Origin of the sequence: Thermatribacter velox, from assembly GCF_038396615.1 — a bacterium.
In the GTDB taxonomy this organism is placed as follows: domain Bacteria; phylum Atribacterota; class Atribacteria; order Atribacterales; family Thermatribacteraceae; genus Thermatribacter; species Thermatribacter velox.
Genome location: NZ_CP121689.1, coordinates 825,824 through 845,883, shown reverse-complemented (window position 1 = coordinate 845,883; position 20,060 = coordinate 825,824). Strand labels below are relative to the sequence as shown.

Sequence of the window (20,060 nt, the reverse complement as noted above, 5' to 3'; positions counted from 1 at the left end):
AAGAAACAGTGTCAACGAATCTTCTACCCAACCTTCAAAAACCTGGCTCTGCTCTTTTGGAGAGGTTTTCAAAGCGCGTACAATCCTCGAGAAAGGCAAGCTCCACCGTGCCCACCGGTCCATTGCGCTGCTTGGCAATAATGATTTCTGCAATACCTTTTTTGGGGGTGTTGCGATTGTAATACTCCTCGCGGTATATGAAGATAACCAAATCAGCATCCTGTTCTATAGCACCGCTTTCCCGCAAATCGGAGAGCTGAGGCCTTTTGGGAGTGCGTTGTTCCACTGCTCTACTGAGCTGGGATACTGCAATCACCGGCAAATTCAATTCACGAGCTAATCCTTTAAGCGAGCGAGAAATCTCCGAGATTTCCTGTTGACGGTTTTCAGAGCGCCCATATCCTCTCATAAGTTGCAGGTAATCAACAATGATCAAGCCCAGGTTTTTCTCGGCTTTGAGCCGTCTCGCCTTGGCACGGATTTCCATAACCGAAATGTTCGGGCTGTCATCCACAAATATGAGGGCTTCGGCAAGCCTTCCTGCAGCATGAGCCAGCTCCGGCCAGTCTTTCTCAGTTATCAGGCCTCTACGCACCCGGCTTGCACTTATGCGTGCTTCGCTGCACAGCATACGCTGTGCTATCTGGTCCCGCGACATCTCAAGACTGAAAATGGCCACCGGTATTTTGGCGTGGATACCCACGTGCTGGGCAATGTTCAGGCAAAAGCTGGTTTTACCCATACCAGGCCTTGCTGCAACCACAATAAAGTCAGAAGGGTGAAAGCCGGTGGTCAGGGCGTCGAGGTCCACAAATCCGGAAGGTATGCCAATAACATGCTCATCCCGTCGATAGAGTTCTTCTATACGGTCAAAGGCCTGATTAATGATTTCCTTAAGTGGCACAAAGTCGTAGCGAATCTTTCTCTGGGAAAGTTGAAGAATCATCTGCTGTGCCCGGTCTAAAAGGACGTTTGCATCTTCTTCTCCTTCATAGCTTTCCTTCACGATGCGATTACAAAGCTGTATTAAAGAACGGACTAAAGCTTTTTCTTCAACAATGCGCGCGTAATATTCAACATTAGCAGCGGTAGGAACAGAACTCGCTAAAAGGGTGATGTATTCTATACCCCCCGCCCGTTCCAGCTGGTTCTTTTGTCGAAGTTTTTCGGTGAGGGTGACGATGTCACAGGGTTGGTTCTCACTAAATAGTTCCCAGATGCTTTCAAAAATCAAACGATGATTTTCAAAATAAAAATCCTCTGGCTTGAGAATCTCGAGAACTCTTAAAAGAGCTTCTTTGTCCAGTAAGGCCGAGCCCAACGTAGCCTGCTCGGCCTCCTTACTGTGAGGAGGTATTCTATCGATACTCAGGATTCAGCCTCTCCCTCTTCGGGTATTACTTTTACTTTGACCTGGGCATAGTTGCCCTTACCAAGGTGAATTTTGACTTCCTGTTCTCCCACTTCCTTAATGGGTTCCTCAAGGGCGATAAATTTGCGGTCAAAATCCACTCCCAGGATTTCAGAGATTTTCTTAGCTATTTCCGAAGAAGTTACCGACCCATAGAGCTTTCCTTTTTCCCCAGCTTTGCGGACAAACTCAAGCACCAACCCATCTATGCGGCTCTGCAACGCCTGAATTTCTTCCATTTCTTTTGCTTCACGGAGTGCTCTCTTTTTCTTAAGATGCTCAACCTGAGCCATGTTTGCTGGAGTGGCCTCGATAGCCAGCTTGCGTGGCAGAAGAAAATTTCTGGCATAGCCTGGCTTCACTTCCACCACGTCTCCTTCTCTGCCCAGGTTTTCTACCCTCTGCAAAAGAATTACCCGCATATTATCACTCTCCTTTTACTTCTTCTTAAGAAGCTTTCTAAAATCAAACCAGGTGTCAAAAACTCCCAACCAGGTAAGCACCGTGGAAAAAACTGGTTGCATCACCACAAATATAATTATAATTGCTCTCACTACCCGCTGGGCAATAATTTTTCTGAGAAAAAAGTTGAGGACTGCCACTCCCTGAACCATGAAAAGAATTTGCGTTACCAGTTGTAAATTCAAACCAATCTGGTAAACGAAACTACTCCCACCCAGAAAGAGCAACAACCAGCTCAGAAAGTACATCCAAACCATGGAAGGTGGCAAACGCCACTCACTGAAAGCAGGAAAGGGAGGAAATCTAACCCCTATTCTTTTACCCACCCAACTACCCAGAATAAAGTTCAAAAAAGTGTCAAAAAGGGCAGCAAGAATCAGAATGGCCGGGATGGTCATCTTCACAATTTGCATAAGAGTTTCAACGCTGTTTTCTCCCAACCCCTCTCCCAGGTTACCCAGCATACTGTAAGCTTGACCAAAAGCCTGCTCCATAATATTTAAACTCTCGAGAATGGGATTTTTACCCATTAAAAGAAGCGTTAATCCCACCAGAGCCAGTTTGGAAAGCAGAGAAACCAGAGCGCCGAGACCGATAATTTCTACCCAACCATATCCTCTTTTAACCAGAACTCCCATAAAAATACCCAGAAAGGAAAACCCCACAAAGCAAATTATTGCCTGGTACAAACCTGCAAAAGCAAGAATGATAAGCGTGGCAACTACTGCAGCCAGAAAACCCACTTTGAGATTCCAACGGATGACCAGGAACATCACTGGCAAAGGGCAAAGAAAGCTCAAAATCAAGCCAAAAACAGGAATATATATAGAACCCAGATAAAGAATCACGGTGAGGGCAGCAAAAAACGCGCCCTCTACCGTGGATATTGTTCTCCGCATGCTATCATTTACTCAACAGTGTAAGGCAACAAAGCCATCTCTCTGGCCCTTTTTATAGCCCGAGCCAGCATTCTCTGATGTTTGGCACAGTTGCCGGTAACTCTTTTGGGGATGATTTTTCCACGCTCGCTGAGGAATCTCTGCAGCCTATCAACGTCTTTATAGCTCACTTCAATTTTTTCTATGCAAAATATGCACCCCTTTTTCTTCTTTCTTCTGAAAAATCTTCTTTTAACGTCGTTTCTTTCAGCCATACCGATAAAGCCTCCTTATCAATTCAATCTAATTTAAGCACACTATCATCAGAAGAACTTTCGCTCCCTTTAAATTCCGAAAGCCTCTTTACATCCAGGGCAACTATTTCGTAAACCTTGCGCTTCCTTCCTGAAGCATCTTCATAAGCCCTCACTTGAATTCTACCCTCAACAAACACCCAGTCATGACGGCGAAGGTTTTCCTCACAGAATACCGCCAGGTCTTTCCAAGCAATAACCGTGAAATAATCCAGTATCTCCTTTCCGTCTTCAGAGGTGTACCCCCGATACACCCCCAAGGGGAAACTGGTTACCGGAGTGCCACTCGGCACGTAGCGAAGAACCGGTTTTTGGGTTAGGTAACCAATCAAAAAAACACGGTTCAAAGTAGGCTGAGACATTACTCTTCGCCAGAATCACTACTTTTTTCTGGAGTCATTTCTTCTCCAGAAACAGTAGCACTTACCTCCTCGCTCACCTGGGGCTCACCCCTGGAAGGAGCACTTTTTTCTTTAGCTTCCTGCTCACGAACCAGGATATGCCGCAGAACAGATGGTAAAAGCCTAACCTGACGGCTTACTTCCCGCACCTCCTCCGGAGGCAGAAGCAGGGATACAAAAAGGTAATACCCTTCGGTTTCTTTTTCAACCGGGTAAGCCAGCTTTCTCCGACCCCAAAAATCCACCTTTCCCGTTTCGCCACCACGGGAAACCACTATTTCTTTCACCTTTTCCACCACGCTCTGAACCTCTTCTTCACTGAGCTGTGGCTTCAACAAAAGAGCTAACTCATAATTCCTCAATGAATTCAACCTCCCTTCGGACTTTACGGTCTCGCCTCAGGACGAGACAGGGATAATAAACTCTCTACCAACAGGTTGTTAGGTTCCCTCCTCCCAGGAGGAGAGATATTGTTTTTGCCGCTCAGTCATGGTTTCTACTTTAACCCCTAAGTGCCCCAACTTCATCAGTGCCACCTGACGATCGATTTCTTCGGGCACCTTAAAAACGTCTTTCGGAAGTGTAGAAGCATTTTTCTTAAGATACAACACCGAAAGAGCCTGGTTGGCAAAACTTAAATCCATAACCTCTGGGGGATGACCCTCTGCACAGGAAAGATTAACCAACCGCCCCTCTCCCAACAGAAAAATTCTTTTTCCATCAGGAAGGGTATACTCATCAATCATGCCACGAATTTTCCTTTTGTTCACACAAAGCTTTTCCAGCGCTTCGACATCTATTTCCACGTTAAAATGGCCTGCGTTGCTCAAAATCGCTCCATCGCGCATTTTAAGGAAGTGTTCTCTTCGGATCACCGAAACATTTCCAGTTGCCGTAACCAGCACTTCTCCCCATTCCGCTGCTTCATCCATAGACATGACCAGGTTGCCGTCCATGAACGCCTCCAGAGCACGAATCGGGTCCACCTCCACAACCGCTACCTGAGCCCCCATACCCCGGGCCCTCATAGCAATGCCTCTTCCACACCATCCATACCCTACAACGACAAATCTTTTCCCGGCCAACAAAACGTGAGTAGCGCGCAATATGCCTTCAATGGTGCTTTGGCCTGTACCATAACGGTTATCAAAAAGATGCTTGGTGTCGGCATCGTTGACAGCAATTATGGGATAGGCAAGTTTTCCACTTCGAGCAAGACTCCTCAAGCGAATTACTCCGGTAGTGGTTTCTTCAGTGCCCCCCCAGACACCCTCAAGAAGTGGACCGCCCTCTTTGTGAAGATAAGAAACCAGGTCTGCGCCATCGTCCATAGTGATTTGAGGAGAAAAACTAACCACTTCCTCAATATGACGATAATAAGTATCCCTGTCTTCTCCTCTGATAGCAAAAACCGGGATTTCAAAATCACTTACCAAAGAAGCAGCCACTTCATCCTGGGTGCTCAGCGGGTTCGAAGCGCAGAGGCGAATCTGAGCACCACCTTTCTTTAGGGCCAGCATGAGAACCGCTGTTTCAGAGGTAACGTGTAAACACGCCGCCACTTTCAGCCCTTCAAGGGGTCTGGTTTTTTTCCATTCTTCACCAATGGCAGATACTACAGGCATTTCCCGAGCTACCCACTCAATCTTTTTCCTACCCTCGGGGGCAAGGGCAAGGTCTCTCACATGATAGTCCATGATATCCGCTCCTTTAAATTCCAGCCAATTTTCTAATTGCTTCTACCTGATCGGTTTTTTCCCAACTAAAGTCCGGGTCATTGCGCCCAAAATGCCCGTAGGCTGCAGTTTTCTTATAAATAGGTCTGCGAAGCTTTAAGTTTTTGATAATTGCTCCAGGTCGCAAATCAAATATCTCACGGATAATTTTGAGAATTTCCTGATCTGGTATTTTACCAGTACCAAAGGTATTTACCGACATGGAAACAGGTCTGGCAACACCAATGGCATACGCTACCTGAAATTCACATTTTTCAGCAATGCCCGCCGCCACAATATTTTTGGCAACGTACCTCGCCGCATAAGAAGCTGAACGATCTACCTTCGTGGGGTCTTTACCTGAGAAACACCCACCACCGTGTCTTCCCACACCACCATAGGTGTCCACAATAATCTTGCGGCCGGTAAGCCCAGTATCTCCCTGAGGACCTCCAATCACAAAACGGCCGGTGGGGTTAACAAGGATACGCGTCTTCTCGTCCAGAAACTCATGAGGAATAACCGGCTTTATAACCTGTTCGATAATATCCTCTTTAAGCGCTTCAAGAGCGATATCAGGATGGTGCTGCGCTGAAACGATTATGGTATCGATGCGCAGAGGTTTTCCATCTTCGTAATCAACAGTAACCTGGGTTTTTCCATCCGGGCGAAGGTAAGGCAAAACACCTTTCTTGCGAACCTCAGCTAATCTATAAGCAAGGCGGTGAGCCATAGCAATGGGAAAAGGCATAAGCTCCGGCGTCTCATTGCAGGCATAGCCAAACATCATGCCCTGGTCTCCGGCACCCAGAGAAAGTTCTTCATCCTCGATTTCCTCACCCATTTTGGCTTCCAGAGAACGGTTAACACCCAGCGCAATATCCGGCGACTGTTCATCAATAGCTGTCAAAACAGCGCAGGTTTCAAAGTCAAAACCATACTTTGCCCTGGTGTACCCTATATCCCTGACCGTACTCCTCACTACCTGAGGAATATCAACATAAGAAGTGGTGCTAATTTGCCCGGCCACAAAAACCAAACCCGTGGCAACCAATGTCTCCACAGCCACTCTTCCCAGAGGATCCTGAGCGTAAATGGCGTCCAGAATGGCATCTGAAACCTGGTCTGCTATTTTGTCAGGATGTCCCTCGGTTACCGATTCAGAGGTGATTTGATATCTTCCATTGTCCACATCCTCTCCCCCTTTCCACAGGAACCTCTCTTCCTTTATGTTTTAAAAAATAAATGCCAAAACAACAAAAATAGCCCCCACTCAGGGGGACCAGGAAAAGTAAAGTATCAAAAAGAAAGAGATTTGTCAACGTATATCTTCCAGCAAATCCACGTTTTCCCTCTCCGAATAAACAAGTGGCGCTTTCCTCCACAATTTTTCCAGCTGATAAAAAGAGCGTTCCGCTTCACGGAAAATATGAACTATTAAATCACCATAGTCCAGTAAAATCCATTCCCCAGTATCTTCGCCCTCAACATGCAAAGGCCGGAAAGAATGTTCCTGCATCTTTTCCATAATTTCTTCTGCAATGGCTCGGGTCTGCACGCTTGAAGTGCCACTACAAATCAACCAGAAATCAGAGAAAGGGAAAAGCCCTCTCAAGTCAATCACTACCAAGTCATAAGCCTTTTTACTCCTGGCAGCTTCCTGGGCAATGTGTATCTTTCGCAGAACCCCCTTCAAGGATTAGAAACCTCCTCATCAAAAAAATCTAAAATTATTTTCCTGGCCTCTTCAAAATCAGGTTTCCAGTAGCTAACACCTTCGATATACGTAGGCTCACCAGGCATCATTACAAAACGAATATCTTTTTCCTCCAGGCCTTTATACCACAGGGCAATTCTTATCAACTCTTCCGTCTGGAGGTTGGTAACCAGAGCCGAACGTAAGCTTTCCAAAATTTCGGGAGCTTTTACAATATTATCCAGTTGCTCCATTTTCTCAAGAAGAGCTTGTAGAAATTTTTGCTGTCGTTTTATCCGTCCAATATCTCCAAGCTTATCAGCTCGAAAGCGCACATATTGCAGTGCCTTTTCACCATCAAGCACTTGTCGCCCTGGCGCAAGATCTATAAAGAAATTCTGTGCTTTATCCTGATACTTCATACGTTCCTCAACCTCTATTTCAACCCCACCCAGAAGGTCAATAACTTTCTCAAACCCCTCGTAGTCAACCTCTACAAAATAAGGGATTGAAATACCCAAACCTTCCTCAAGGGTTTTCTTCAAAAGCTTTATTCCTCCAAAAGCATAGGCATGGTTAATCTTGTCATACCGTTCCCGGTCTGGGATATAAAAACGCGAATCGCGGGGAACTGAGTACAGCATAATCCGATTACGCTCGGTATTTAGAAAAACAAGTATTATGGTATCGCTCCGTAAAGGCTTGATGCTATCCTGACCAACCACCAGTATACAGGTATTCTCCGGGGTATCATAACCGAGCACTTTCTTAAAAAGCGCTTCCCTAAAGGGGGCATTAAAAACAAAAAGCATCACAAAACCGGCGAAAAAGCCCAGAAACAGAAAGAGTATTTTAGTCCTGAATTTAGACCTGGTACGTCTTTTTCCCTTCTTTTTCGAAGTTTCCACTTTCTTCAATACCCCACTTTCTTGATTCTACATTCCAGGCTCGAAGGGTGGCAGGATAAATGATTTTCCCGCCAGAAACAAGGTATTTTAACTTCACCTTCAACGAGTAAAAATAAGCCTGATCCAGGTTATTATAAGCTAAATCTCTGATTTTTCTGGCCTCTTCAAATGTCCTTCCAGGTTCACAAATATCGGCCACAAATAAAAGCTTATCAAATTTTCCCATCGTTTCACAGGCTGTAGCATGCCAGCAAATAGCCCGTAAAATCGAAAAATCCTTGACCCCCAGCACTTCCCTGATAAAAGCTGGAGCAGCAAAGGCATGATGAATGGCAGGAATGCTCCAAATTTCCCACCCAACCCAGGGAGGGAGAAAAGAAGACATTTTTTCAAGCGGAAAGTCCCGCAAACAATCGTGCAAAAGACCAGCTAAAAAGGCTTTCTCCTCATCAAGGTGATTACAAGCAGCCAGAGCTGCCGCCTCTTTTGCCACCCTTTCTGAATGCTCAAACCGGCAAGGAGAAAGCATACCTTCCAGCTTCTTTTGAATATGCTCAAATTTCATCTCTATACAGCCCAGTTTTATAGATATAATGTTCAACAGCTTCCGGCAAAAGGTACTTGATTGACTCTCCCCGGCGTACTCTCCTGCGGATTTCTGAAGAGGAAATAGCCAGAGCAGAAACTTCTATAACCCTCACATTATCACGAAAATTCCTGTCGATATTGAGCTTGTAACCAGGTCTTGACGCGGCAACAAAGGTGCACATAGTCAAAAGTTCCTGAGGATTGTTCCAGGTCGAAATCTGGGCAAAGGCATCAGCGCCGGTTATAAAGAATATCTCCGTTTCTTCTCCCCAGAGCTTTCTAAAATAGCGAACCGTATCGATGGAGTAGGAAGGGCCAGGCCTTTCAATTTCTACACGAGAGACGCTAAAGTAAGGATTAGTTACCGTAGCAAGCACCACCATGAGATACCTGTGTTCAGGGTCGGTAATCTTCTGACCAACTTTATGAGGAGGTCTTCCCGAAGGTACAAAAACGACCTCGTCAAGGTTGAAGTAATCGCGCACCTCTTCTGCAGTGACCAGGTGACCATAATGTATGGGATCAAAGGTTCCACCCATTATTCCCTTTCTCGCCAAAAACTCCAAACCTCCAATCCAGCAATTACTCTCGAATTTGTCCCGAACCCAGAACCACAAACTTGTAAGTGGTAAGCTCTCTCAAACCCATAGGCCCGCGAGCATGAAGCTTTTGGGTGCTAATACCAATTTCTGCACCCATGCCAAACTGGCCCCCATCAGTAAATCTTGTCGAAGCGTTTACATAAACCGAGGCAGCGTCTACTTCTTCCACAAACTTCTTAGCTGCAGCATAATCGCTGGTAACTATGGCTTCGGAATGTTTGGTGCCATAACGATTTATATGGGCTATGGCTTCCTCAACACCTTTGACCACCCTAACCGCCAGAATCAAATCCAGATACTCAGTAAGCCAGTCTTCCTCAGTAGCTTCCTGGACTTTCTCCCCAAGTATTGCTCTGGTTTGAGGGCACCCCCTCAGTTCTACACCTTTTTCCCAAAGGGCTTGAGCTGCCAAAGGTAAAAAGGATTCAGCAATGCCTTCGTGAACTAGGAGTGTTTCGCAAGCATTACAAACACTTGGTCGCTGGGTCTTGGCATTGACTACTATCCTGACCGCTTGCTCCAAATCAGCGCTACAGTCCACGTACACATGGCAGTTACCAACGCCAGTTTCAATCACCGGAACACTTGCGTTTTGCACCACTGTATTGATAAGCTCAGCCCCTCCTCGGGGAATAACTACATCAACGTATTCTCTCATTTTCAATAAAGCATTCACTTCTTCATGTTTTCCACTCTGGAGGAGTGAAACAGCGTCTTCGGGTAAGCCACGGGTTTTAAGTGCATCACGGGCTATCTTAACCAGAGCACGGTTAGAACGGAGAGCCGAGGAACTGCCTCTCAAGATGACGGCATTGCCAGCTTTAATGCAAAGCCCGATGCTATCAATAGTAACGTTAGGACGAGCTTCGTAGATGATGGCACAAACCCCCAGAGGAACTCTTACCTTAGAAATTATCAGACCATTGGGCCTTTTGGTGCCTTCGATAACTTCTCCCACGGGATCGGGTAATGCTGCAACTTCCCGCAACCCTTCCGCCATGTCGGCGATTCTTTTCTCAGAAAGGGCAAGACGATCCACAAGAGAACGCTTCATTCCTTTGGCTTCTGCGTCTTGCACGTCCTTTTTGTTTTCTTCTATTACTTCTTCTTTTCTTTCCCAGAGAACATCCGCAAGACAGTTTAAAAAAGCATTTTTCTCCAGAGTTGACAATTTGGCAAGCACAAAAGAGGCTTGCTTGGCCTTTCTTCCTACTTCCAGGACTACTTCATCCATCTTTTTCCTCCTCCTCGAGCAAAATTAAATTGTCCGCATGAATTACCTCTTCTTCCAAGTTTTCACGCTGCAGAACCTTTCTCACCTGGTGGGTTCTTAAACCCGAAATTATCTTTAATTCCTCACTGGAGTAATTCACAAGTCCCCGTCCAATTCTTTTATGAGTAGCATCAAATATCTCCACGCATTCGCCTACTTCAAAATCGCCCTCAATCCCTATAACTCCTGGAGGCAAAAGACTTTTACCTTCGTTCAGCGCCTTCTTAGCACCCTCATCAATAAAAACTTTCCCACCAGGTAGCATTCCAAAAGCTATCCAACGCTTTCTGCTTCGAATGCCCCTTTTCTGAGGGTAAAAGAAAGTACCCACTTCTCGCGCTAAAAAGATATCTTTAATAATCCCAAAGTCTCTACCAGAAGCAATGATTACAGCGGTACCAGAAAGGGTAGCCATGCGGGCAGCCATGATTTTGCTCTTCATGCCCCCGGTCGAAAAATGCGAACCCTCTCCTCCAGCCATTGCCTCAATATTTTCGTCAATGGAGAAAACTTCTTTCACCAGGGTCGCATCTTTAAAAAGACGAGGGTCACGAGTAAACAAACCTTCCACATCAGAAAGGATTACCAACAAATGAGCATCTATCAGAGCAGAAACCAGTGCAGAAAGCCTGTCGTTATCACCAAACTTTATCTCGTCAACAGCAACGGTGTCGTTTTCGTTGACCACCGGAACAACCCCAAGATTCAACAACGTTTCTATGGTGTTTCTGGCATTCAGGTACTTCCTGCGATAGTGGACATCTTCCGGAGCAAGCAATATCTGCCCCACTTTGCGACCATACTTAGAGAAAGCCTCAAGATAAAAGCGCATCAAAATGCTCTGCCCCACGCTGGATAAAGCCTGCTTGAAGGGGATATCCTGCGACTTCCTTACAGAATCTCCCAGGGCAATCATGCCGCAGGCCACCGCACCAGAGGTAACCAGAACCACTTCCTTTCCCTGATCGAGCAACCAGGAAACACTGGCCGCTAAACTCTCGAAACGCTCATTTCTGAACTGCAGGCCTTCAAAAAGGAGAGAAGAACCTACTTTGATAACTATTCTCTTGCTGTGACGTATAAGAGCCTCTCTTTTCATTCTCCCAAGATTTTCAATCCTTTACCATCCCAGTAGAAACGATATGGCCCAACTTCAACCGTGCTCCCTAAAGCCATGCGTTCAAAATACTTCATAAAACCTGACTCGCTCAACCGCTGGTTAAGCTGTTTTTCAAAAACCTTACTTTCCCCTTGAACAGAAACAGCCACTTCTTCAACCAGCCTTCTCAAAAACTCTGACTCAAACCGATACACTCTGGAAGTTTTTGCCTCAGGCTCAGCAACAGGAACAGGAGCCGGCTCTCTTTCTACCTCCTGCTTCCGCAATTCCACCACGCTCTCCTGCAGGGTGTCAAGAAGCTCCTCAATACCTTCCCCAGTCAGTGAGGAAATACCAAAAACCTTCCAACCTTCCTTCTGCAAGGCAGCTTTAAAAGAAGGAAAAGCCTGCTTTGCTTCAGGCACATCGAGTTTGGTGCCTACCACGAAAATTCTTTTCTTAAGCAGGGCAGGACTGTACTGTGTAAACTCTTCCAAAAGCACCCGAAAACGAGTTAGGGGCTCATCTTCATAAAAGGGGGCAAGATCAACCAAACACAGAATAACCTGAACTCTTTCTATATGACGCAAAAACTCAAGCCCCAGGCCTGCTCCTTTGCTTGCATCCTTGATAATTCCAGGTATATCAACCACAAAAAAGCGGTCGCCTTTCCTTTCCACCACGCCTAAAACTGGATAACGGGTAGAAAACGGATAATCAGCTATCAAGGGTTTGGCATTACTGATGACTGAAAGCAGAGTAGATTTACCAGCATTGGGGAACCCAGCCAGACCAACCTCGGCAATGGTTTTAAGCTCCAGTCTTAATACCTTTTCTTCTCCCTGTTCCCCCTTCTCCGCAATACGTGGCGTCCGGTTACTCGGGCTTGCAAAAGCTGCATTACCTCTTCCACCCCTACCACCACGAGCAACGATTACTTCCATGCCATCCTTGACTAAATCAGCAATGAGAACTTCTCTTTCTGCATCGAACACCTGGGTGCCCACAGGAACTTCAATAACACAGTCTTTTCCGTCTTTGCCCTGACGTTTCCCCCGAGAACCAGGTCCTCCTGGTTCAGCCTCAACAAAGTGAAGGAGAGAAACATCGTAAAGAGTCCTCTTGTGGGAAACGGCACGCACTATAATACTACCGCCTTTTCCCCCTGAACCTCCATCAGGACCCCCTCGGGGAACATATTTCTCCCTTCTGAAGGATACCGCTCCATCTCCTCCCTTTCCAGCCTTCACTCGAACCAAAGCTCTGTCCACAAAAACCATGTCTTTATTCACATATCACAGGTTCAATTTAAACCCGGCAGTACCGATACCCACTTCCTTCCTTGCTTTTCCTCAAAACGAACATAGCCTTCCTGTAAGGCAAACAAGGTGTAATCTTTGCCTACTCCAACGTTCTTTCCTGGGCGGATACGAGTACCCCGTTGCCTCACTATTATCGAGCCTGCTTTAACATATTGTCCACCATAGACTTTAACACCCAAGCGCTTCGAATTGCTATCTCTTCCATTTTTGGCGCTACCACCACTTTTCTTGTGGGCCATAACTCACACCTCCTCAGGATGTTTCCACCGCTTCAATGTAGACCAGGGTCTTAGGCTGGCGGTGGCCAATTTTCCTTCGATAGTTCTTTTTAGGTTTGTACTTAAAAACCAAAACCTTACGATCTTTCGCCTTTTCAAGAACAGTACCACGCACTTTAACTCCTTCGAGATAAGGAGTACCAACGCTAATCTGGTCACCATCTTTCACCATTAACACCCGCTCAAAAACCACTTTCTCTCCCTTGTCTCCTACCCAGCTATCAAGTTTTACTGTTGAGCCTTCTTTGACAAGAAATTGCTTCCCTGCAGCTTCAATAATTGCCAGCATAAGCCATATCACCTCCACCAGATCAAGCGATAAAGAATGTACCAAGAATCTCGTAATTTGTCAAACATCCACCAAGTTTTTACTACGCTATTTCTTCAAGCCTTTTGCGAACTTCTTCCTCGCTACCCACTCCCACGATGCTATAGCGTCGCGGCGGGAGATTGTCATCAAATTTCCACTCTATCTTTTTCTTATAAATCCTCTCCAGGCGCTCGATAAATTTTCCACCAATCTCGTCCAGGTACTGCTTTAATTCTGAACCCACAGTTGCACCCACAAATTCGGCACTGCTGTTGCGACATATTTCTTCAAGCTTCCTTAAAAAACCAACCGCAATGGTTTCCAGAGAAAGCACTTTTCCCTCTCCCTTACAATTGCTGCAAGGTTCCTGCAGAAAATAATCCAGGCCCTTTTTAACCCGTTTTCGGGTCATTTCTACCAAACCAAGGTCGCTCATATCTATCACACTACAACGTGTGCGGTCTTTCAAAAGAGAGTTCTCCAGGGTCTTTATTACCTGTTTGCGATGTTCTTTCTTGTTCATGTCGATGAAGTCTATCAAAATTATTCCTCCAATATCCCGCAAGCGAACCTGGCGTGCTATTTCTTCCGCCGCCTCCAGATTAGTCTTTAAAACAGTTTCCTGCAGGTCCTTTTTGCCTACAAATTTGCCGGTGTTCACGTCGACAACGGTCATAGCTTCAGTACGGTCAAAAACCAGATAACCCCCGCTTTTAAGCCACACTTTGCGGCTCAAGGCCCGGGCCAACTCTTTCTCAATTCCAAAGTGCTCAAAGATGTTTTCCCGACTCTCAAAGAAATGCACCCTCTCGCCAAAGCCGGGTAAAAGCGATTCTATAAAGTCCTGCATTTTTTGATAGGCCAAGAAAGAGTTAATCCAAACTCTTTCCATCTCTTCATCAAACAAATCCCGTATCAGGGTAAAAATGAGGCTTGCTTCTTCGTAAAGAACTGCAGGAGCTGCCACGACTTCGGCTTTTTCCAAGATGCGCTTCCAGAGTCTGACCACGGTTTGGATATCCTCTTCAATTTCTCCTTTGCTCCTTCCTTCAGCTACAGTCCTTACAATAATCCCCATTCCCTGGGGGCGGCAGTTCTCAGCTATTTTTCTCAATCTTTCCCGCTCTGAAGAAGACGAAACGCGATGGGAAACACCTATAAAGTCTATTCCCGGCATAAGCACCACGTAGCGTCCCGGAAGCGTGATTTTGGTGCTGACCCTTGCTCCCTTGGTTCCCATTGGTTCTTTGGTAACCTGCACTACCAATTCCTGGCCAGGATGCAAAAGTTCTTCAATCCTGCGAGGCTTCTCTTTGTCTTCAAGTAGCATATCTCCGGCAAAAAGAAAAGCATTTTTGTCAAGACCAATGTTCACGAAAGCCGATTGAATTCCAGGCAACACGTTTTCAACGATGCCTTTAAAAATATTTCCCGCGATATGCAAATCAGTACTCCGCTCAAAGAAAAATTCGACCACCTTTCCCTCCTCAAGCAAAGCAGCACGTACCTCTATTTCAGAAACGTCTATGACCAGTTCCTTCCTCAACTTCGTGAAACCTCCTTGTTGTTGAAAAGCGCTTTCTCTTTAACCACTCCAAGAAGCTCCTCCTTGTCTACATCAACACCAAGGCTTTTTGCAAACTGAAAAGGGTTCAAAAAAAGGCTCTTTCCTTCGAAAACAAAACTGAAAGCATACGCTCCAGCTTGCTGCTCAGGCCGTTCATCTGACACGGAAGAACAAAAACTCACTCCGTCAGGGAGATGTTTCAACACATCCTCCATATTCAACTTTATTTTTTTGGAAAAATAAAAGGTATAAAGAAATCCCCGAATCATCCCAGCAACCTTCTTTTCGCCTGGATGGAGTTTTCCAACTGCTTGCACTCCAAGCTCGAGTGGCAACTCCCGGTTTAAAACAGCACGGAGCTCCTCTTCCTGCAAGCGTTCCGCAAAGAAAACATCCAGATACTCGGCTTTGCTTTCTACACCCAAAGGGGTAGCTGGGGCAAAGGAAACCAGAGGCCTGGGGTTGAAACCCCGAGAAAACAAAACCGGCAAGCCCGCCCTACGGAGAACTCTGTCCCACAAGCGATTCATATCCAGTTGAGAAATAAGGTGAAAAGGAGCGAGCTTAAATTGCATTATACGGTAACCAAAGCGCTGTTCACGTTCCATAGCAGACCCCACATCGCGAACAATTCTCAGTACCAAAGCAGGGTAAAGTGAGTTCTTCACCTTGAGCCCGTTTCAATTCCTGCCACATAAACTGTTTACTCACTCCACAATCCAGATGTTCCCAGGGTAGAATTTCTGCAAAACTTCTTTCTCTGTTAACATAGAAAGCACCGTCCAAACCTTCCTCGTCCATCGCTCCATACCAGTAATCTATCTTAAAAAACTCACTCCAGCTTTCCATTTTAGCACCTTTTGTGTAGGCTTTTTCCAAAACTCTGCTTAGTTTTCGGTCACCCCTGGCGAGCAAAGCCTCAATGAAACTCGCATCCAAATCAGACCAGTGCCAGGAAACCCCTCGCAAACGAGCTAAACCTTTCTCCAGAAGCTGAACTTTTTCCCACAAACTTCTTTTATCTTCCTGAGCAACCCACTGAAAAGGTGTGTGGGGTTTGGGGACGAAGGCTGCCACACTGAGATTAAGTTCCACTCTCCTTCTGGCCACTTTTTTCCCCAAACGTAAAATGCCCTCACAAAGCTTGACAATACCCAGAACATCTTCCTCCCTTTCAAAAGGGAGACCAATCATAAAATATAATTTTACCCTGGCCCATCCCGCCTTGAAAACCTTCTCCAGAGTATGGAAAACGTCTTCTTCGTTCAAACCCTTGTTAATAACCCGGCGCATCCTGTCTGTGCCTGCCTCAGGAGCGAAGGTAAGTCCCTTGCGCCTCACCTTCGCAATGCTTTCGGCCAGCTCCACTGAAAAAAGGTCCATTCTCAAGGAAGGTAACGAAATGTTCACCTTTAAAGGTTCCAGTTCCCGAGCAAGCCGAAATACCAGTTCCCGAATTTGAGAATGATCAGTAGAGCTTAAGGAAACCAGGGACACTTCCTCGTACCCAGTACTTTTAACCAGTTTTTTCGCAAGTTCGACCAGAGAGTCCAGAGAACGTTCCCGCACCGGGCGATAGACCATTCCTGCCTGGCAAAAACGGCAACCTCTTCCACAGCCCCGAGCTATCTCCAGAGGAATTCTATCATGAATAATGCTCACGTAAGGCACCAGCATCTTTTCTGGAAAAGGCACAGCGTTAAGATCCGAAACCACTCTCTTTTTAACGGGTAAGGGCACGCTCTCAGAGGCGATTATCTTTGCTACTCTACCCTGAATATCGTAGTAAACCCGATACCGGGACGGAATATACACGCCTTTTATCTTAGAAAGTTCATCCAGTATTTTATCCCGGTCCTCACCTTTTGTTTCTTTGAGCACCTGAGCGATTTCAGGCACAGCTTCCTCTGCTTCTCCAAGAAAGAAAGCATCAAAAAACTCAGCTACAGGTTCCGGATTAAAAACACATGGCCCTCCTCCTATAACCAGCGGCAAATCTTCTCCTCTTTCTGAAGCTCTAAACGGAATACCAGCCAATTCCAAAAAATACAGTATGCTGGTATAACTAAGCTCGTGCTGAAGGCTGAAACCGAGCACATCAAACTCCTTCACAGGAGTGCGGCTTTCCAAAGAAAAAAGGGGCAACTTTTTCTGAAGCAAAAATTGTCCCAGATCCGGCCAGGGAAGAAACGCCCTTTCAGCACGGCAGAAAGGGAGCGCATTAAAAAGATGGTAGAGAATTCGCAAACCAAGATGGGACATTCCAATCTCATAAACATCTGGAAAGGCAAGGCAAACGTTCACCACGACCTGTCGACTATCTTTGACCACCACATTCCATTCCTTACCCAGGTATCTTCCTGGCTTCTTAAAACGCAGAAGCTGGTTACTCTTAAAAAGCTCCTCTATTTCCATCTCTTTTCACCCACTTTCTATGCTCCGAGCAGCAATGCGATAGATAAAAGCTATTGAAAGGAGGCTCATCATCAACGAGCTACCCCCATAACTCACAAAAGGAAGAGGGATTCCAGTAACTGGAGCCCATCCCAGATTCATAGCTATATTTACCGTCGACTGAAAAAGTAAAATACTCCCCAGAAAAACAACTGCAAACTTTCCTTCCAGCTCAGGCACGCTTCTTGCGATACTGAAAACCAAGTATAACATAATCGAAAGCAGGACGATTATCAAAAACCCTCCGACGAATCCAAACTGCTCACACCAGGAAGCAAAGATAAAATCTGTGTATGCTGCAGGCAAAAAACGCAGCTGGCTTTGAGAGCCTGCAAGAAAACCCTTTCCCAAGAAGCCACCAGCTCCAATAGCAATCAAAGACTGAATAACGTTGTACCCACTTCCCAGAGGGTCTCGTTGAGGATTTATAAACACCAGCAACCTGGCCTTCTGGTAGTCCTTGAGAAAAGGCCAGGATAGAGAAAATAGTGCTACCAGTAAAGCAATTATTCCCAGAATTCTTCTAGCAGAAAAACCACTGAGCAAAAGCCCAACAAACCAGATTACCACCAGCACCAGCGCGGTACCCAGGTCCGGCTCAAGATAAATGAGGAAAGCTGGTATGCCCGTCAGAAAAAGAGTTTTAAGAAATAAACTCCAGTATCCAAACTCCTCTTCTCTTTCTGCAAGGTAAGCAGCCAGAAAAAAGGAAAAGGCGAGTTTTGCAAATTCCGACGGCTGCACGGATTTAGAGAAAAGCCATCTTCGAACCCCAGCTTCATCTCCTTCCCCAAAGAGAAGGACTGCAACCAGAGCAAGTATCATGAGAATGTAAAGCGCCCACTTCCACTCGAAAAATCTACTCACTTCTACTCTTCTGGCAATCAGCCAGAAGAGTAACCAGCCCACAGCCGCCCACAGGGTTTGCCTACCATGAAAACTTGCCAGAGAAAATCCCTCATCTCGCAAAGGATCAACGCTGTACACGGCAAACAACCCACAGATAGTCAAAGCAATGGCAACCAGCAAAAGCCAGTTTCGTTTAGTCATGGCTTTTTCCCCTGTTTTTCAACCACCACTCTATCATTGCCCGAGCAGTACCTGCTGCTTCCCCACTTCCATCTCCACCATGTTCTATCATAACCACGAAAGCAAATTCAGGCTGGTCAGCAGGGAAAAAACCGGCAAACCAGGAATGGTCCTCACCGTGGGGATTCTGAGCAGTACCGGTTTTTGCCGCCAGATCTATTCCCAAATCCGCACAAGCTTTTCCCGTGCCCTGCTTGACCACAAGTCGCATTCCATCTATGACTTTCCTCCAGGTTTCTTCTTTGAAAGAAGCAACTTTTTGCTGAAAAGGTTCAAATGCCAGTATTTCCCCTCGCTGGTTATCAATGACTCTATCCAGAAGATGAGGCTGGCAAAATACACCTCGATTAGCCAGAACGCATATCATCCTGTAAATCTCAAGAGGAGTCACCATCAAGTAACCTTGTCCTATGGCAAGGTTAATAGTATCACCCGGATACCACGGTTCTCCATACTGGCGCCTTTTCCAGATTGGATTGGGGAAAAAGCCCCCAATTTCACCAGGCAGGTCAATCCCGGTCGGTGAACCAAAGCCCAGCAAGCGAGCATATTCTTCGAGTTTTTCAACTCCCAGCTGAAGGCCCAGCTGATAAAAAACAACATTACAGGATTGTGCGATGGCCTCTTTAAAGGAAATCCTTCCATGCCCTCCCCTCTTCCAGCAGGGATATTTCCAATCATTGTGCTCAAAGTATCCCGGGCAGAAAAAAGTCTTTTCATCCAGATCCGGCATTTCCTCAGCAGCAGCAAGAGCAACAAGAAGTTTAAAAACCGAACCAGGAGGATAAAGAGCCTGAGTCGCCCGGTTGGTCAACGGAAAAGATTGATCTCTGGAAAGAGCCTCCCATTCCTCCTGCGACATCCCTTTGCTCAGCTGGTTAGGGTCAAAAGCAGGGGAACTGGCCAGGGAAAAAATCGCTCCTGTACGTGGATTTCCAGCAATAATCACACCTTTTTTGTCTTTCAGCAAATTCATGCAAAATTTCTGAAAAGGCAAATCCAGGGTAAGCGCTATCGAATTCCTAAAATGGGGCGGCTGATTCTCCAGAACCCTCAACACTCTCCCTTTAGCGTCCACTTCCAACTTTTTAAACCCTTTCTCACCCCGAAGCAATTTATCGTAAAAAAGCTCCACTCCTCCTTTACCTGAAAAATCCTGAATGTTGTAATCGCCTTTCTCAACTTCCTGAAGAGTGACTTTCCCCACATAACCCACCACATGAAAGACATACTCTCCATGGGGATAAAAACGCATGGGAATGGTCTCTACAGAAAGCCCCGGTAGTTCCTGGCGCGCTTCTTCAAAACGGATTACCTCCTCAAGGCTCAGGTTGTCACACAAAATCCACTCATTGGTTGAACGCTGCTTGGGATTGATGGCTATTCTCCCTTTGAAAAGTGCCTCAAGCTTAGAAACAGCTTCTTCAAGGCCCAGAGAACCGGGGCGAAAAACAATCTGGAATTGTGGCACATCCTCGGCCAGAATTTCGCCGTTACGGTCGTAAATAATCCCCCGAGGAGCTCGAAGCTCGATTATCCTGATCCTATTGGCCTCGGACTTTTCCTTAAAAATTTCTCCCTGCAAAACACTAATCTGCCAGAGCCTGGCCGAAAGCGCAATAAAGATAATCCCCAGTATCCAGATCAGGACTTCTATTCTCCGGTCCAAAATTGTCTTTTGATTCTCCATTTT

22 protein-coding genes are annotated in these 20,060 nt (G+C 46.0%); all 22 read right to left on the bottom strand.

Translation table 11 applies throughout. From position 1 onward, the window contains the following. Positions 1 to 34 precede the first annotated feature (34 nt). The 22 genes from dnaB to mrdA all read right to left on the bottom strand — a co-directional run bounded on the left by dnaB (position 35) and on the right by mrdA (position 20,057). A complete protein-coding gene (dnaB, locus tag QBE54_RS04195) occupies positions 35 to 1,321 on the bottom strand; it encodes a replicative DNA helicase (RefSeq protein ID WP_369019100.1) in 1,287 nt (428 codons plus the stop codon). Positions 1,322 to 1,368: 47 nt separating this feature from the next. Continuing rightward, positions 1,369 to 1,833, bottom strand: coding sequence for a 50S ribosomal protein L9 (gene rplI, locus QBE54_RS04190; RefSeq protein WP_369019099.1), 465 nt, complete (start codon positions 1,831 to 1,833; stop codon positions 1,369 to 1,371). A 15-nt stretch (positions 1,834 to 1,848) separates the two neighbouring features. Further along, entirely contained in the window at positions 1,849 to 2,772 is a 924-nt protein-coding gene (locus QBE54_RS04185; protein ID WP_369019098.1) for a YybS family protein, read from the bottom strand. Positions 2,773 to 2,780: 8 nt separating this feature from the next. After that, positions 2,781 to 3,026 (bottom strand): 30S ribosomal protein S18, encoded by a 246-nt coding sequence (gene rpsR / locus QBE54_RS04180; protein ID WP_369019097.1) that lies wholly within the window; start codon positions 3,024 to 3,026, stop codon positions 2,781 to 2,783. A gap of 23 nt (positions 3,027 to 3,049) precedes the next feature. Beyond that, positions 3,050 to 3,427 (bottom strand): single-stranded DNA-binding protein, encoded by a 378-nt coding sequence (locus tag QBE54_RS04175; protein ID WP_369019096.1) that lies wholly within the window; start codon positions 3,425 to 3,427, stop codon positions 3,050 to 3,052. Beyond that, positions 3,427 to 3,828: a 30S ribosomal protein S6 gene (gene rpsF / locus QBE54_RS04170; protein ID WP_369019095.1), complete on the bottom strand. Its 402-nt coding sequence runs from the start codon at positions 3,826 to 3,828 to the stop codon at positions 3,427 to 3,429. The genes QBE54_RS04175 and rpsF overlap by 1 nt, the downstream gene beginning before the upstream one ends. A gap of 78 nt (positions 3,829 to 3,906) precedes the next feature. Further along, positions 3,907 to 5,163 carry an adenosylhomocysteinase gene (gene ahcY, locus QBE54_RS04165; RefSeq protein WP_369019094.1) on the bottom strand — a complete coding sequence of 419 codons (1,257 nt, stop codon included), beginning with the start codon at positions 5,161 to 5,163 and terminating at the stop codon, positions 3,907 to 3,909. A 13-nt stretch (positions 5,164 to 5,176) separates the two neighbouring features. Further along, complete coding sequence (metK, locus tag QBE54_RS04160; RefSeq protein ID WP_369019093.1) at positions 5,177 to 6,373, bottom strand: methionine adenosyltransferase; 1,197 nt, start codon at positions 6,371 to 6,373, stop codon at positions 5,177 to 5,179. 126 nt (positions 6,374 to 6,499) lie between these two features. After that, positions 6,500 to 6,877: a ribosome silencing factor gene (gene rsfS / locus QBE54_RS04155; protein ID WP_369019092.1), complete on the bottom strand. Its 378-nt coding sequence runs from the start codon at positions 6,875 to 6,877 to the stop codon at positions 6,500 to 6,502. Then, positions 6,874 to 7,689, bottom strand: coding sequence for an LCP family protein (locus QBE54_RS04150; protein WP_369019091.1), 816 nt, complete (start codon positions 7,687 to 7,689; stop codon positions 6,874 to 6,876). Before QBE54_RS04150 ends, rsfS begins: the two co-directional genes overlap by 4 nt. 52 nt (positions 7,690 to 7,741) lie before the next feature. Beyond that, positions 7,742 to 8,350, bottom strand: coding sequence for a bis(5'-nucleosyl)-tetraphosphatase (symmetrical) YqeK (gene yqeK, locus QBE54_RS04145; RefSeq protein WP_369019090.1), 609 nt, complete (start codon positions 8,348 to 8,350; stop codon positions 7,742 to 7,744). Beyond that, complete coding sequence (nadD, locus tag QBE54_RS04140; protein WP_369019089.1) at positions 8,340 to 8,939, bottom strand: nicotinate-nucleotide adenylyltransferase; 600 nt, start codon at positions 8,937 to 8,939, stop codon at positions 8,340 to 8,342. Before nadD ends, yqeK begins: the two co-directional genes overlap by 11 nt. Before the next feature lie 16 nt (positions 8,940 to 8,955). Continuing rightward, complete coding sequence (locus QBE54_RS04135; RefSeq protein WP_369019088.1) at positions 8,956 to 10,209, bottom strand: glutamate-5-semialdehyde dehydrogenase; 1,254 nt, start codon at positions 10,207 to 10,209, stop codon at positions 8,956 to 8,958. Then, entirely contained in the window at positions 10,202 to 11,347 is a 1,146-nt protein-coding gene (gene proB / locus QBE54_RS04130) for a glutamate 5-kinase (RefSeq protein ID WP_369019087.1), read from the bottom strand. The genes QBE54_RS04135 and proB overlap by 8 nt, the downstream gene beginning before the upstream one ends. Next, entirely contained in the window at positions 11,344 to 12,639 is a 1,296-nt protein-coding gene (gene obgE, locus QBE54_RS04125) for a GTPase ObgE (protein WP_369019086.1), read from the bottom strand. Before obgE ends, proB begins: the two co-directional genes overlap by 4 nt. 11 nt (positions 12,640 to 12,650) lie before the next feature. Then, positions 12,651 to 12,908 (bottom strand): 50S ribosomal protein L27, encoded by a 258-nt coding sequence (gene rpmA, locus QBE54_RS04120; protein ID WP_369019085.1) that lies wholly within the window; start codon positions 12,906 to 12,908, stop codon positions 12,651 to 12,653. Positions 12,909 to 12,921: 13 nt separating this feature from the next. After that, on the bottom strand, positions 12,922 to 13,236 hold the full coding sequence (rplU, locus tag QBE54_RS04115; RefSeq protein WP_369019084.1) for a 50S ribosomal protein L21: 315 nt from the start codon (positions 13,234 to 13,236) through the stop codon (positions 12,922 to 12,924). A gap of 82 nt (positions 13,237 to 13,318) precedes the next feature. Then, the gene (locus QBE54_RS04110; protein ID WP_369019083.1) at positions 13,319 to 14,803 is read right to left on the bottom strand and encodes a ribonuclease E/G; all 1,485 of its coding nucleotides are present in this window, start codon (positions 14,801 to 14,803) and stop codon (positions 13,319 to 13,321) included. Then, positions 14,800 to 15,432 carry a TIGR03936 family radical SAM-associated protein gene (locus QBE54_RS04105; RefSeq protein WP_369019082.1) on the bottom strand — a complete coding sequence of 211 codons (633 nt, stop codon included), beginning with the start codon at positions 15,430 to 15,432 and terminating at the stop codon, positions 14,800 to 14,802. Before QBE54_RS04105 ends, QBE54_RS04110 begins: the two co-directional genes overlap by 4 nt. Continuing rightward, a complete protein-coding gene (locus QBE54_RS04100; protein WP_369019081.1) occupies positions 15,422 to 17,239 on the bottom strand; it encodes a TIGR03960 family B12-binding radical SAM protein in 1,818 nt (605 codons plus the stop codon). Before QBE54_RS04100 ends, QBE54_RS04105 begins: the two co-directional genes overlap by 11 nt. Positions 17,240 to 17,245: 6 nt before the next feature. Then, positions 17,246 to 18,328 (bottom strand): FtsW/RodA/SpoVE family cell cycle protein, encoded by a 1,083-nt coding sequence (locus tag QBE54_RS04095; RefSeq protein ID WP_369019080.1) that lies wholly within the window; start codon positions 18,326 to 18,328, stop codon positions 17,246 to 17,248. Further along, positions 18,321 to 20,057 (bottom strand): penicillin-binding protein 2, encoded by a 1,737-nt coding sequence (gene mrdA, locus QBE54_RS04090; protein ID WP_369019079.1) that lies wholly within the window; start codon positions 20,055 to 20,057, stop codon positions 18,321 to 18,323. The genes QBE54_RS04095 and mrdA overlap by 8 nt, the downstream gene beginning before the upstream one ends. Positions 20,058 to 20,060 lie beyond the last annotated feature (3 nt).